The sequence below is a fragment of the Stutzerimonas stutzeri genome (genome assembly GCF_009789555.1).
In the GTDB taxonomy this organism is placed as follows: Bacteria; Pseudomonadota; Gammaproteobacteria; order Pseudomonadales; family Pseudomonadaceae; genus Stutzerimonas; species Stutzerimonas stutzeri_R.
Genome location: NZ_CP046902.1, coordinates 75917 through 90517, shown reverse-complemented (window position 1 = coordinate 90517; position 14601 = coordinate 75917). Strand labels below are relative to the sequence as shown.

At 65.8% G+C, this 14601-nt stretch carries 11 protein-coding genes; 3 read left to right on the top strand and 8 right to left on the bottom strand.

Annotated features, from left to right (window positions below; all coding sequences use genetic code 11):
* The first annotated feature begins 35 nt into the window (after positions 1–35).
* Both GQA94_RS00495 and GQA94_RS00490 read left to right on the top strand, forming a co-directional pair.
* Positions 36–3260, top strand: coding sequence for a hybrid sensor histidine kinase/response regulator (locus tag GQA94_RS00495; RefSeq protein WP_158186214.1), 3225 nt, complete (start codon positions 36–38; stop codon positions 3258–3260).
* A gap of 60 nt (positions 3261–3320) precedes the next feature.
* Positions 3321–3977, top strand: coding sequence for a response regulator (locus GQA94_RS00490; protein ID WP_158186213.1), 657 nt, complete (start codon positions 3321–3323; stop codon positions 3975–3977).
* 4 nt (positions 3978–3981) lie between these two features.
* Here GQA94_RS00490 and GQA94_RS00485 read toward each other — a convergent pair whose 3' ends face one another.
* From GQA94_RS00485 to GQA94_RS00450, 8 genes are all read right to left on the bottom strand, one after another.
* Positions 3982–4707: a fimbrial biogenesis chaperone gene (locus tag GQA94_RS00485; RefSeq protein ID WP_158186212.1), complete on the bottom strand. Its 726-nt coding sequence runs from the start codon at positions 4705–4707 to the stop codon at positions 3982–3984.
* Complete coding sequence (locus GQA94_RS00480; RefSeq protein ID WP_158186211.1) at positions 4704–6038, bottom strand: fimbrial protein; 1335 nt, start codon at positions 6036–6038, stop codon at positions 4704–4706. The genes GQA94_RS00485 and GQA94_RS00480 overlap by 4 nt, the downstream gene beginning before the upstream one ends.
* Positions 6035–8686 (bottom strand): fimbria/pilus outer membrane usher protein, encoded by a 2652-nt coding sequence (locus GQA94_RS00475; protein WP_158186210.1) that lies wholly within the window; start codon positions 8684–8686, stop codon positions 6035–6037. Before GQA94_RS00475 ends, GQA94_RS00480 begins: the two co-directional genes overlap by 4 nt.
* A 17-nt stretch (positions 8687–8703) precedes the next feature.
* On the bottom strand, positions 8704–9420 hold the full coding sequence (locus GQA94_RS00470; protein WP_158186209.1) for a fimbrial biogenesis chaperone: 717 nt from the start codon (positions 9418–9420) through the stop codon (positions 8704–8706).
* An 88-nt stretch (positions 9421–9508) separates the two neighbouring features.
* Positions 9509–10045: a fimbrial protein gene (locus GQA94_RS00465; protein ID WP_158186208.1), complete on the bottom strand. Its 537-nt coding sequence runs from the start codon at positions 10043–10045 to the stop codon at positions 9509–9511.
* A gap of 363 nt (positions 10046–10408) precedes the next feature.
* Complete coding sequence (locus GQA94_RS00460) at positions 10409–10945, bottom strand: fimbrial protein (RefSeq protein WP_158186207.1); 537 nt, start codon at positions 10943–10945, stop codon at positions 10409–10411.
* Between the two features lie 327 nt (positions 10946–11272).
* Positions 11273–11818: a fimbrial protein gene (locus GQA94_RS00455; RefSeq protein ID WP_158186206.1), complete on the bottom strand. Its 546-nt coding sequence runs from the start codon at positions 11816–11818 to the stop codon at positions 11273–11275.
* Between the two features lie 335 nt (positions 11819–12153).
* Positions 12154–13107: a threonine dehydratase gene (locus GQA94_RS00450; protein ID WP_158186205.1), complete on the bottom strand. Its 954-nt coding sequence runs from the start codon at positions 13105–13107 to the stop codon at positions 12154–12156.
* Positions 13108–13187: 80 nt separating this feature from the next.
* On the opposite strand from GQA94_RS00450, the gene GQA94_RS00445 reads away from it, so the two are divergent.
* Positions 13188–14591 (top strand): PLP-dependent aminotransferase family protein, encoded by a 1404-nt coding sequence (locus GQA94_RS00445; RefSeq protein ID WP_158186204.1) that lies wholly within the window; start codon positions 13188–13190, stop codon positions 14589–14591.
* Positions 14592–14601: the final 10 nt, after the last annotated feature.

The following is a 14601-nucleotide window of genomic DNA, read 5'->3' as shown; positions in this document are numbered from 1 at the left end:
TGAAGACAAGCGGTCACGGCGGGCTCGATTGCATCATGGAATATCACAATGCCTTGCTGCGTAAATGGGCTACTACCTCTCAGCGCCTGAGCATCGGCTTTCTCTGCATGCTGGTGCTGGCGGTATCGCTGCTGGGCATCTGTTACTGGGCGCTGGACCGAGTGCTCCAGGAAGAAAAGAACAAGGTCACCTTCCATTTCACCCGCCTGATCGGCGCCATTGGCGAACACGAAATATTCCTGACCCAGATCGCGCAGGAGAGCGACGAAGCCGCTCGCACGAAAGACAGCGATGTCGTGCCTTTGCAGCGACGGCTACTGGTTCGGCGCAACGGCATGGAACTTTATGAGGGACGCGAGTTTTCCTTTGCCATGCCGTTCACCCTGGCGACGTCCAGCCATGCGCCGACCGACGGAAGCTCCCATGAGGCGTTTTCCCTGGGTGTGCTGCTGACCAACTTCTACGGCGCGTTCTGGAGCACATCGGCCGTCCCGTCGCCGCAGTTGCTGGTGCTTGACCGGGGCGGGGACACCAGCCTGGCGGTGCCCGCGATCGACCTGTCGCCCGTCGGGGCCGGCCTGAGCGACGCCTACCGGGAGCAGGTGGCACGTGTTTCCGCGCGCTTGCCTGAGCTGTTGCCGACCCTCGACGACGTGCGCGTGCGCTGGCTGCGCGCCGATCAGGACGCCGGCCCGCTGCGTGAGCTGCTCGGTTACGTCAGTGTCGAGCTGCCGGAGCCGCTGTGGTGGCGCGACGATCCCGGGCATTCGGTGGTTGCCGTCAGCCTGCTCGACCTGAGCCGTCTGAACAATCTGGAATACTTGCTGGAGCGGCCGATTTTCACCTCGCTCAGCCTGCAGTCGCCCGAAGGCGAGCTGCTCAGTGGCCCGCCACCGCGAACGGGGCTGGACAATGGGCTGAGCTTCGACGGCCAGGGCCTGGTGATTCGCCTGAGCAGCCAGGATGGCGGCGGCTGGGTTGGCGTCTACCGGATTGGTTACGGCAATTTCTTCCGTCAGGCCCAGTGGCCACTGCTCGGCTTGCTGCTGTCGTTGCCGGGCGCCGTCCTGGCTGGCTGGCTTGCGCTGCGGTGGTATAGCCGGCGCGTGGTCGGCCCGGTCCGCAAGGCGCACCGGCGATTGATGGAAAGCGAAACCTTCAGCCGTACCGTGATCCAGGCCGCGCCGGTGGCGCTGGTGGTCCTCGGTCACAAGGGGCGGCAACTGGTCACCCACAACCAACTGGCCGAGCAATGGCTGGGGGGCGCGCAAGACATCCTCCAGCTCACCGCGGGTTGGCAGCTGTTCGAGTCCCAGGACCCGCCCTGCGGCGAGCTGTGCATCCTGGTTGGCGAGCGTTACCTGCAAGTGGCGTTCGCGGCGACCCGCTATGCGGGCGAGGACGCCGTATTGTGCGTGTTCAACGATATCAGCGTGCACCGTGAGGCTGAGGTCGTGCTCGACCGCGCCAAGCGCACGGCGGATGCCGCCAGCGAGGCCAAGACGCAGTTTTTGGCGAACATGAGCCACGAAATCCGCACGCCGCTGTACGGCGTGCTCGGCACACTGGAGCTGCTTGGCCTGACGGACCTGAAGGACCAGCAACGTGCCTACCTGCACACCATTCAATGCTCCTCGGCGACCTTGCTGCAACTGATCAGCGACATCCTCGACGTGTCCAAGATCGAGGCCGGGCAGATGCCGTTGAATCCCGCCGGATTCAGCCCGGCAGAGCTGGCCGAAGAAGTGCTGAGCAATTACGCCGCGAGTGCGGCTGCCAAGCGACTCCAGTTCTACGGCTGCATCGACGCGCGGGTCCCGGCGCAACTGCTGGGCGACGTGGCGCGGATTCGCCAGATTCTCAACAACCTGATAAGCAACGCGCTGAAGTTCACCGACATCGGCCGTGTCGTGCTGCGCCTGAAAGTGCTGGGCCGCGAGAATGGCCGCACCAGCCTGCAATGGCAGATTGCCGACACCGGGATAGGCATTCCTGAAGACCAGCAGGGCCGCCTGTTCGAAGCGTTCTTCCAGGTGGCCGGCACCCATCACACCAGCGGCACCGGGCTGGGCCTGTCGATCAGTTGGCGGCTGGCCGAAATGATGGGGGGCAGCCTGCGGGTGGTCAGTGAAGTCGGGCTTGGCAGCAGCTTCAGCCTGTTTCTGGAGCTGCCGGAGGTGGGCGCGCAAGGGCCGGCGATCCTGGCGCCTCGTGTGCGATCTGGGCAGGTTTACGTGCAGTCGCCGGTACGCGAGTTGGCCGACAGTGTCGGTGCGTGGCTGGAAGGCTGGGGGTGCAACGTGCTGGACGGCGAGCCGCCGCGAGACTGCACGGAGGGCATGGCGTTACTGGAGCTGTTGCCGGTGGAGACGCCGCCGAGCGACTGGCCGGGCCCCCGTGTGCGCGCCGTACCGGAGGCCACCAACCAACCGGAGCTGCGTAACGGTTGCTGGTACGTGAGCCTGTACAGCCTGTCCAGCATCGCTCACGCGCTGGCGTTGGCCCAGAACGGCGAGGCGCCGATGCCTGTGGAAACCAGCGTGCATCCGGGGCGCCTGGGGCTTCGCGTGCTGGTGGTCGAAGACAACCCGGTCAACCAGGCGCTGCTGTGCGAGCAACTGGCGGAACTGGGTTGCAGTTCGAGCGTCGCCGGAGATGGGCTGCAAGCCTTGCAACAATTCGACGCGAGCCGCTTTGACGTGCTGCTCAGTGATGTCAATATGCCCAATATGAACGGCTACGAACTGACCCGGGCGCTGCGTGAACGCGGCGAGGACATTCCGATCATCGGCGTCACCGCCAATGCCATGCGTGAGGAAGGCGAACGCTGTCGGGCAGTGGGCATGAACGCATGGCTGGTCAAGCCGATCAGCCTGCAAACCCTGCACGACATGCTGGTCGGCCTGGCCGCCAAGGTGCCGCCGAAGGAGCCGGAGGCGGCGCCGGCCGTCGCGACAGGCCCTACGGTGTCCCCGTTGCAGGTTCCCGAGCGCATGCGCACACTCTTTCTCGAAAGCATGAGCAAGGACCTGGGAACGGCGCGACAGGCCGCCTTTGAAAACGACACGGAAGGGCTGCGCCAGGGCGTGCACCGCATGGCGGGCGCCCTGGCGGTGGTGCGCGGCGGGGCGTTGGTAACGGGTTGCCGCGAGGTAGAGGAGGGCCTGCTCGATGGCCGTCTGGATTGCGCCGCCGAGGAGGTGACGCAAGTGCTCGACGGGATCGGCCAGGCGTTGCAGCGATTGGAAGATACAGGCTGACGGAGGGCCCCCCTGAGAGGTGGGCGGTTCAGCGAAGCAGTTCAGGACCAAGAGAGCGTTATGCGCAAAACCAAGATAGTGGTAGCCGACGATCATCCGATCGTACGCATGGGCGTGCGGGACATGCTCGAGCGCAATGAACGGTTCGTGGTAGCCGGGGAAGCCTCCAATTCCAGCGAGTTGGTGGCGCTGTGCCTGGAGACCGATCCGCACATCGCCATCATCGACTACAACATGCCGGGCGATGCCCGCTTCGGCGATGGGCTCAAACTGGTGGGCTACCTGCTGCGCCACTTTCCGCGTACGCGTGTGTTGATCTTCACCATGGTCAACAACAGCCTGATCCTTTCCAGCCTGTACGACCTGGGCGTGGCCGGCATCGTGCTCAAGAGCGGCGACCTCGATGAGTTGCTGCGGGCAATCGACGAGGTCCTGCAAGGGCGGGTCTACCGTGCAGCCGCCGAGCTGAATGATGTTGACGTCTTCGAAGACGACGGCGGTGCCGACCTGGACGGTCGCGTTGCTCGCCTTTCTCCGAAAGAGTCCGAAGTGCTGCGGCTGTTCGTCTCCGGGCACAGCGTCAGGGACATTTCCGACGTGCTCAAGCGCAGCATCAAGACCGTCAGCGCACAGAAGATGGCGGCCATGCGCAAGCTGGAGGTGGACAACGACCACGCGCTGTTGACCTTCTGCGTGAAGGCCAACCTGTTCCAGTGAGGCCTCAGCGGGCCAGTGCCGCTTCATGCTCGACCGGGAAGCCAGCGTCGTTGATCAGCCAGAAGCGTAACCGGGCGCCAGCGGGCGGTGGCTCGGCTCCGAGCCGGTAGCGGCGTTCAGCGAAGGGGCTGGTCATCATGTCCATCTCCTGCTCCGCCTCCAGTACACGCCCGTCACCCTCGACCGTCAAACCGGCGAACGAGGCGTGGAATGGCGTTGGGTTGCGGCATTGCAGAAACCATTGCTCGCCTTCCTGGCGCAGCGAGAACTCGAGGCGTGGAGGCGCCTCGGCCGGTTCGGGCGTCAACCCGGCAGGGCGGTAGAAAATCTTCAGTTGGGTATTCATCGCCATGTCGATCTGCGCGGGCGCGCGGGTTTCGCTGGCGGTCGGTGGGATTTCGTAGAGGTTCAGCCAGTAGACCGATTCGCGGTCGTCGGGCAGGGCATCGCCGCCGAACAGGATGCGCAGCCCCTGGATGCCGTTGGGTTGCAGGCGGAACACCGCCGGCAGCACGATGAACGGCGCCTGGGCGTTATCGGGGTTGCCCTCGCCCTGATCGATCCAGGTCTGGACCACCACCGGATAGTCATTGGTATTGGCCAGCATCAGCGACCGTTCGCGCTCGCCCGCGTTGTAGATCACCCGTGTCGAGCCGGCCAGCAGCCCGGCGTGCGACAGGGTTGTGCAGACCAGCAGCGCCAGCAGAATGAACAGTCGCCTCAGGCTCATTGCACTTTTACCAGTACGTAGGCGGTGGCGTGTACCTTGCCGGCGGTAACCGGGGTGTCGCTCGCGGCGAGCCCCGTCAATCGCCTCAGGGTAGCCGTGTAGGACTGCGTGTAGTGGGTATAGTCCGCTTGCGTCGTACCCTGCGCGGTGGCCCCTGCGAGTACCGGGTACCAGCCCGCGTCCGGGCCGCTGGGGTTCCCGCTGGGCCGGCTGCCGGTCATACCGGGCTGGCCGACGAAGACGACGTCGCTGTCGGTGCCGGCGTTCTGCAACGTGATGCCGACGCCCTGGGCCAGGGTCGGGTCGTTGCCGTAGTTGTCCGAGACCAGCGCGGTCACACCGCCCGCGCTGTTGACCAGGCCCAGGCGCTGGGCCGCGCTGTAGGCACCGTTGGACACCTGGATGCCAATGGCCGTCTGGTTGCTGGCGGTGCCGGAGGCAACGGTGTTGCTGCATTCGATCTGGACGTTGAAGTGGGCCTGGCTGGTAACACCGTTGTTCAACTGCTGCGCGGCAATGGTCGGGAACATCACCAGCGGGGTGGCGCTGCGGGCCACGCAGGTGGCGTTATTGCTTAGGGAGCTGCCGTTGTACATGCGGTAGCCGATGGCGTCGCTAGGCCAGAACCTATAGTCATCGTTGCTATCCTGGCCAGCCTCGTCGTGGCGCAGGCCTGGGCCCCTCAGTTGGATGTAGCTGTTGGGGTCGGTGCAGCCATAGGTCCGGCCGGCCGCGGTCGCCGCGTAGCCGGCGGTGCCGCATTTGGTGTTTCTCGGGCCGCTGCCTGTGGGCTCCTTTGTGCTGGTTTTGTACAGTTCGGCTACGAGCGGTGGAATGTCCTGCAGGCGGATCTGGATCTTATCGCCGGCCTCAGCGTAAGTGGTCAGTGGGATTTTCGTCCATGTGCGGCTGAGGGTGGTCCCGGCCATGCTCTGCTTGATCCCGACGTACTGGAACCGGGTGGCGTAGACCCCTTCCAGGCCGTCGGGTCCGCCTATGTCAAAATACCCGCCGAAACGCTCATCGCCGTTGGTGGCGACCAGAAAATAAACCTGGTCCGCGTCGTAGTCCTCCTTGTCACATTCCCAGAGCACCGTGCTGGCGGATGCGTGGGTGTAGCTGGTCGGCGGGACGACCGTGCTGGCCAGCAGCGTGCCGACCGGCTGCAGGTAGGTATCGGTCATGTTTATCCGGCCGAACGGGATCATGGCGGCATAGGCGTCTGAGCTTAGCGCACGTTCTTTGGTGCAGGTAGCATGGCTCAGCAGCGGCAGCGTCAGCGTGACGAGCAACAGGGCCAGCCCGGTGGCGAGGGGCGCGCGTCGTTTCATGGGGTACTCCTGGGTGCCGCAGGGGCAGGGTTGCAGGTGGCCTCGAACCTGACCAGCGGCTGATCCAGGTCTTTGCCTTCGGTGTCGTAGGGCAGCAGGCAGCGCTCGCTGGGGGCGTCGCCCCAGCGCAGCTCCAACTGGCCCTTGGGATTCTCGCTGCGCACGTAGACCTGGCTGCCCTGGCCGACCATGCCGACCATGCTGCCGTCCTCGTCGTAGACTTCCGAGCCCAGCGGGACGGCCTGGCCGTCGGGGCGTTGCGCGCGGATCAACAGCGCGGTGCCCTTGCGGGTGCGGAACACCACTTTCACCGCCGCTCCGGCATACGGCGCGACGCGCTGCTCGCCATCTTTCAGTTCGGCATTGCCGTTCATGCCCTGTGGGTCGAGCGACACGTTGGTGTAGCGATAGGGCGTCACGGCCGGGACCAGCGCATAGCCGTTGCCGTCGATGGTGGTGCCCTGTGAGTTGAGTACTTTTGCACCGCTGGCGCCCTTGGCTTCGACCAGGGCGAAGGTGTCGCCCAGGTAGGGGCCGAACGTGACGCCACCGCCGTGCACCGCCACGGCGCCTTGTGCGTTACCTGAGGCTTGCCAGTAGTCTTCCCCACGCGAGGCGCTGAGGCCCAGGCTGGTCTTGGGCAGGCGCTTTTGCACGTTGCCGTTCCAGACTGTCTGGCTCTGTTCTTCGGTGTGGCTGACGCCCATGCTGTAGCTGAGGGTCTGGGCCTCGTCGGCCATGCCCGTGACGGTGGTCTGGTACTGGCTGCCGCTGCTGGTGCTGTGCGTGTATGAGGTGTTCAGCGTGGGCGCGCGGGTGCGCGTCGGGCTGCCCAGGGGGATGGAAACCGAGAGCGTCGTGGTGGTGTCGGTCTCGCCGTAGACGCGCCCGCCCGCGTAGCCGAAGCCAGGATTGGACGGATCGTTCTGCTCGTAGCCGCCGGGTACACCCATGTCGTAACCGCCCATCCGTTGGCGGGCCACCGAAAGGTTCACGCTGAGACCATTGGCGAAGGCGTTGCCGTAGCCGGCCTGCAGTTGGGTATCGCGGTCGCGGCCATCGCGGTAGTTCTGCGTTGAGCCAGAGATGGACAGGTTGCCGTAGCGGCCCAGGCTCTGGCTGACGGTGACCTCGAAGCGCGACGCTTGCTGGTAACTGCTCGATTGCCAGGTGTCGCCATGGCGGGCGGCGTCCCGCACGCCGAGCACGTCGCCGAGGTCGCGGTAACCCGCGGTGGAATAGCGGTAACCGGCCAGTGACAGCGTGGTGTTGGTGGGCTGGAAGGTGCGGCTGTAGGACAGGTGCGCCATCCAGCCGTCGAGGTAGCCGACATCGGGCAGGTCGGCGCGCGAATAGGTCAGGTCCACGCCGAAAGCGCCCAGGCTGCTGCCGTAAACGCCACCCAGCATCAGCGCCTGGTAGCCATCGGCGAGACGCAGGCCGTTGTTGGAGGTGATGCTGTTGCTCAGGCCTCGCTGGTAGGTGAAGTCGCTGAACACCGTGTCATCGCCCACGTTGCGCGTGCGGCCAAGGGAAAAGGCGTAGCGCGAAATGCCCGGGCGCAACGAGTCGGGCACTGCCGAGAAGGGCACGCTGAAGCGGCTGACCGAGCCGTCTGCTTCGGTCACGGCGACCTCGAGGTCGCCGTTGTAGCTGGTCGGGTAGAGGTCGCTGACTTCGAAGGGGCCCGGCGCCACGGTGGTCTGGTAGATTTCGCGGCCGTTCTGGTAGATCGAGACCCGCGCGTTGGTGCGGGCCACACCGCGCACGGTGGGGGCATAGCCGCGCATGGAGTCCGGCAGCATGCGGTCGTCGCTCGACAGGTTCAAGCCTGTGTAGCTCAGCCCGGAAAAGAAGCGCCCGGTGGTGTAGGTCTGGCCCATGGTGAGCTGGCTGTCCCACTCCGGCAGTGGCCGCTGCACGTAGCTGCGGATATTGGACCAATGGCTGCCGTTGTCCGGGTTCCAGGTCATATTCGACTGCTGGCGGTACTGCCATTTGCCGAGGTTGATCCCGCCGTTGAGCGAGAGGTAGGCCGAGTCTTGCGTGCGGACGTTATCGCCGCTGTAAGACACATGGTAGTAATTGCTCAGGTAATTGACGAAGCCGATGGCGTCGCCCGCGTCCAGGTCGTCGGGGTTCACGTAGCCGCGCGGGAGGCGTTGCATCAAGCTCTGCGGCACGCTGAGGTCGAGGCGCAGGCGGCTCATGTCCAGATGGCGGGTGGCGCCTGTTACGGCCTGGCCCACCGGACGGCAGGCGGGGCCCGCCGCAATATTATCGGGGAGCACGCCAGCCCGTTCGAGCCATTGGCTGTCCAGGCAGAGCTGCACCACACCCTCGTCGTCGGCGGCGAAGCGTATGTCGGAACGCTCGATGAAGCGGCCGTTGATGTGTACGTCGAGCTTGTAGGTGCCCGGCATCACCACGTCGGCCTGGTTGAAACGCTCCAGTGCTGCCTGGCTCAAGGGTGCGCCGCGGAACAGGCTGGTGTCGAAGGTGTACGCGTCAGCGCCCGCCCCGTTCTGAGCGGTTTCGCCGTTGGCGGCCATGGCGATCGCCAGGCTGAGCAGCAACAGTGGCGCGCGCAGCGGGTCGGCATCGCGGGCAATGTGGCCGCCTGGCGAGGCGTGTATTGGGAAGGCCATGGTCGTGTCCGCTCCGGTCAGTGCAGGGGCAGTTCATGGATGACGTCGACGCCGTAGTCATTGACCAGGGTCAGGCGCAGCAGGGCGTCGTGGGCATTGCCGACGCCGTCGGGCAGGGGCCAGCGCGTTTGCGAGGCCGGGTCCAGCAGTTGCGACTCCGCCAGCGGCAGGGCCTTGCCGTTCACCACCAGACTCGCGCCGCGCAGCACACCGTGATAGCCGGTGGGGTTGTCCACCTCTACGGCGTTGCCGACCCGGCGGACATTGAATTGTTTGGCCAGGTCGTTCGGCGTGCCAGCCAGGCCTTTGGGCCGGTAGAACACCTTCAGCCGGCTGCTGAACATCAGCACCAGCTTGTTCGCGTCGTGCTCGGACGCTTTCAGTGCCGGGACCTGGCTGAAGTTCAGGTAGAACACTGACTCGCGATCCTGCGGCAGCGCTTCGCCGGTGAAGATCAACCGGACCATTTGTCCGGCGTGGGGCTCCATGCGAAAAATCTGCGGGCTCGCCACGAAGGGGGCGTCGGCGGTCTCGAGGGTGGAGGCGGCATTGCCGCGGTCCAGCCAGATTTGCACCAGGTTGGGGTGGTTGTCCGTGTTGCTCAGTTGCAGGGTCTTTTCCCTGGCGTCGGCGTGGTAGATCACCCGGGTGCCGCCCATGACTACGCTGGCCTGCGCCTGGCCGTGGCCAAGCAGTAGGGCGACTAGCAGGACGGCGAGCGATTTAATGGGCATGAGTTGCTCCTGCGCGCGCAATGCGCACGCATTGAAATGTTTGGGGTAGAGGTCCAGCCCGGCGGGCGAGCCGCCGGGCCGGGGCGGCTCAGAGGTAGCTGACGGTGTACTGGACCACCGCAGTGACCGCGCCAGCGGTGGCGCTACCGTCTTCGCTGACGTACTGCGCACCGAACTCGTAGCTGGCCTCTGTTTCGCCATCCAGCAGCTCCAGACCTGCGACCTCCGACGCGACGCCGGCGACGAGCGTGATGGGCGCGAGGCCACCGGCGTCTTCGGTCAGTTGAATGGCGACATTTTCGGCGCCACCGACTGCCATGTTGACCAGGGCGCCGCCAGCCGTGATGTCATAACCCATGAATTTGGTGGTCACTTCCAGGCCGCCAACCCCAGGGTCTGTGCAGCCGGTGAGCTCGATGGTGAAGGGCGTCAGGCCGGCAGTGTCGCCCGGGTCGGCCAGCTCGGCGGTGCTGACGGTGGGCAGCAGCACGGTGCCGTCGGTTGCGCCGTTGATGGTGGCCGTGCAGGTCTGGTCGGTGACCTCGCCCTGGAAGGTCACGGTAGGCGCGGCGAAAACGACGCCCGGCAGTGCGGCCATGGCGAGGACGAGAGCAGAAATTTTCATGATGTTCACCTGAGTTTCGGACAATGTGGGTGTTCTCCGTCAGGGCCATTGGCTGGTTGGGCGGGTGATGATCGCCGTCCCGCAAGGCCTTTCCGGAACACGTGTGTATTGTTCCGCTCGCGCATGGGCCGGGTGAATAAGACGATTCTTAAAGGCTTGTTTTTTCCAGACCGAGCAAAAAAAAGCTTGCGTTCTTTTGGTGCTTGATCTTGGCCGTCGAGTTGATGTGGGGCATCGACGAGGTCTGAGGCCCGACCGCCCGGCGAGCAGGCCGCCGGGCCGGCGTGCTTTAGAGGTAGCTGTGGTGTACTCGCGCCCTGTCCGCTCGCGTGGTTGGTGTGCCGCGCCGACCCGCCAGTCGCTTTACAGGTAGTCGATGGCGAACTCGGCGACAGCCGTAACCGCGCCTGGGGTCGGGTTGCCGCCTTCGGTGATGTAGCGCGCGCCCAGCTGGTGGCTGGCGCTGGTCTGGCCTTGGCGCAGCACCAGCAGATCGACGATCTGGTGGGTGACGGCCAGGTCGATCGGGCGGACGCCGTGTTCGGTATGGGTGGTCAACTGGACCGCCACGTCGAGGGCTGCGTCATGGGCGGCGAGATTGCCCAGATTGCCGGCGGCGGTGATGTTGTAGTCGCGGAAGATGGCCACCACGTTCAGGTTGCCATGCTGCGGCGCCGGGCAATCGCTGATGGTTACGGTAAAAGGCGTAAGCCCCGCGACGGAGCCGGCACCCGCGAAGTCGGCGGCCTCGACCGTGGCCAGCCGCACGACGCCCGTGGGCGCGCCATCGATGCTGACCTGGCAGGTTGGTGCGGTGCCTTGCATCGCAGGCAACGCGTTGGCGGCAGGGGCCAGGCTGGGTAGCGCGGCCATGGCGAGAAGAAGCGTCAAGCGTTTCATGTGGTCAGCCCGGTCTTGAGCGTTGAGGTCCTCCCTGATCGTGCCGGGATCGGCTTCTGCCTCCGCTTCCTGCAAGGCCCTTGTCTGGGGAGCCACCATCTTCGCGCCCGGGCTGGGCGGCGAACATCAGACGAATCCTAAAGTGCCGGTTTTTGTGGCGCCGGGCGGCTGTTTGTGTTGCCTGCATGGGCAGACGGGATACGCGGGTGGCGAATGCATCGCAACGGCGGAGTCGCTCGGCCTCACCGGATAAGGCACTCGCCGCCGCGCGATCCGGCCTCGCTGCGTCGGCTCGAGTGGGCGGCGCCGACCCGTAGCGCTGGTGGCTCAAAGGTAGCTGAGGGTGTATTCGGCAACCGCCTTTACGGCGCCAGCGCCTGGCGCGCCGCCTTCGGTGACGTACTGGGCGCCGAATCGGTAGTGGGCGCTGGTCTCGCCGTCTTGCAGGACCAGGCCGGGCGTCGGCGTGATGCCGTTGAGCCGCACCGGTACGGTGTCGGTGCCGGTGGCGTCGGTGGTCAACTGGATGAACACATCGCTCGCGCCGTTGGCAGCGACGTTGCCCAGGTTACCGGCGTTCGTGACGTTGTACCCGATGAAGTTGGTGGTCAGGTTCAGGTCGCTGCCGACCGGCATCATCTCGCAACCGCTGATGGCCAGCGTGAAGGGCGTCAGCCCGGCGGTGGAGCCGGCACCGTTGAACTCGGCGATGGAGACGGTGGGCAGCAGCACCACGCCATTGGCTTCGCCATTGATGCGAACCTGGCAAGTGGCCGCGGCCACTTCGCCGTAAAAGCTCACGGTGCCCTCGCTGTCGGCGAGGGCCATGCCCGGCAGCGCGGCCATCGCAAAAAGAAGTGTCACAGATTTCATGGATCACCCTCGGTTTAGCTCGTGGATGGTGCGACGGTTGTGCGTCGCGGTGCGCCGTGCGGGGTGTATTAAAACTATTCGAGGCGGTACTGGAATACCTCGATTACGTTGCCCGGCTTAGGGTTGCCGCCTTCGGTGCGGGCGGGCTCGTCTGTGGCGCCGCGCTCGGCCCTCTGCGAATAACCCGGACAGTGTCCCCGTCTTCGATGGCTCGCGTGAATAAGACGATTCTGAAAAGGTGCCACGCGTGGGTGCCGGAGGCGCGCCCGGTTTACAGGACGTGGCCGATCAGCTATGGCGCTTGCGCGCATGGCCGAGCGGCCGTCCGCCACGGGCTATGCGGCGAGGATGCCGGCCAGGACCTGACGGTCGATGTTGGCGCCGCTGAGGATCACGGCGATGCGCTCGCCCCGGTTGCGCTCGCGCTCCTGCATGGCGGCGGCCAATGCGGCGGCACCGGCACCTTCGGCGGTGTTGTGGGTGTCTTCGTGGAATGCCCGAATGGCGTCGCGAATCGCCTCGTCATCGACCCGTACGATGCGTGCGGCTCCGGCGCGTATGATCTCCAGCGCTTCGGGCGAGGGCATCCGGCAGGCCAGGCCGTCAGCAAAGGTGTCGGCGGTTTCGGTGCAGACGATGCGGCCTTGCTCGATGCTCTGGGCATAGGCGTCCGCCGCCTGGGTGACCACGCCGACGATCTCTGTCTCCAGGCCCAGCAGGTCGCGGGTCTGGATCATGCCGCAAATACCCGAACCCATGCCGATGGGCACGTAGACCCGGCGCAGCGGTGGCGCGGCCTCGAACAACTCCAGCGCATAGGTGGCGACGCCACGGATCAGGTCCGGATGCAGGGAGGGCACCGAGTGCCAGCCGGTCTGGGCCGAGAGTTCGGCAGCATGTGCGCGGGCGATGTCGAAGTCGCGACCGAATTCAATGACCTGCGCGCCGAAGGCGCGCATCGCGGCATTCTTCTCGGTGGAGTTGCCCACCGGGACCACAACCGTCAGCGGCACGCCGGCCGTCTGCGCGGCCATGGCCAGGCTGATGCCGTGATTACCGCGCGAGGCGCTGATGATGCCGCGCAGTTGCGGCTCGCGCTCAAGCAGTTGCTGGACATAAAGCACGCCACCGCGAACCTTGAACGCGCCTGCGGGGGTATGGTTTTCGTGCTTCACCCAGACCTCGCAGCCCAACCGCTGGGCCAGCAGCGGCCAGCGAAGCTGTGGCGTCGGTGGAACGCTGCGGCCGACCCATTCGGCGGCCTGGCGCAATGCGGTGAGATCGAACATCGGGTAGTCCTCGTCGGGTTTGACGACGATCCTAGGGCGGGTGCATTGTATGGGTAAATATTTATATTGCATGGCAAGCAATGTGGACGCCTGACCTCCAGACCGATGATCAACCGCGCTACCTGGCCCTGGTCGATGCCATCGCCTGCGCTATCGAACGGGGTGAGCTGAAGCCCGGCGACCGGCTGCCGCCGCAACGGCGGCTGGCCTGGGCGCTCGGCCTCAACCCCAGTACAACCATGCAGGCGTACCGTGAAGCGGCGCGGCGACATCTGGTGGGCGGCGAGGTAGGGCGTGGCACTTATGTGCTGGCCAGCAGCCGCGAGGCCAGCCTGTTCCGGTTGAAACGGCCCGACGCACACCCTGAGCTGATCGATCTGTCTACCAATCTGCCGGTGCTGGACGCGGACGATCACGATCTGCAACGCAGCCTGGCGGCCTTGTGCGCGAGCGGTGAGCTGGCCGGTCTGCAGGGCTATTGTTCCGCGCATGCCTTGCAGCGCGGCCAGCTTGCGATCAGTGCCTGGCTGCGCGGGCGGCAACTGGAAATCCCTCCGCAGCAAGTGCTGCTCTGCGCTGGCGCCCAGCAGGGCGTATTCGCGGCGTTGCTTGGCTTGTGCCAACCCGGCGAGCCGGTGCTGGTGGAGGCGCTGACATCGCCCGGCATCAAGGCGGCCTGCCGCCAGCTGCGGCTGCCTCTGCACGGCGTGGCGATGGATGGATACGGCATCCTGCCGGACGACTTCGACCGCGTGGCGCGCGCCACCTCGGCGCGCGTGGCCGTCCTGACGCCCTGCATGCAGAACCCCACCGCCGTCAGCATGGACGCCGACCGTCGCGAAGCCATCGCGGCGGTGGCGCGCCGGCACGGCATGGTGATCATCGAGGATGACGTGTATGGCGCGCTCGGCGACGAGCCGCCGCTGGCATCGCTGTTGCCCGAACGCAGCCTGCTGATCAGCAGCCTGTCGAAGACGGTCGCGCCTGGGTTGCGGCTGGGTTTCATCGCCGGGGCGGCGCAATGGCTGTCGTGCATCGATCCCGAAGCGCAGGCCACCAGTTGGGCGCTTTCGCCGCTGTGCCTGCGCATCGGCAGTGAATGGCTGGAAGACGGCACGGCGGCACGCCGCCTTAGCTGGCAGCGCGAGCAGGTCGGACGTCGCTGGCGACTGGCGCAGAAGCTGCTCGGCGCAGTGCCGTCACCCGCCGCCCCGCATCGATGGCTGCAGGCCAGGGCCGATGAAGACCTGCTGATGTGTTGCCGCGCCGCTCGCGTGGAAGCCGCCGCGGCGGACGCGTTCGCGGTCGGCCACGACGCCCCTCGCGCCCTGCGCCTGAGCCTGACCGCCGCCCCCAGCCTGGCGGTGTTGAAGCGTGCGCTGGAGGCGTTGGCGGACGAACTTGGTCCTGCTCGCCACGCAATTGTCGAGGCCACAGCGCTATCGCTGTCATCATCGAGCAGGCAAGATGTTTGCAACGAATGAACAGGAAACC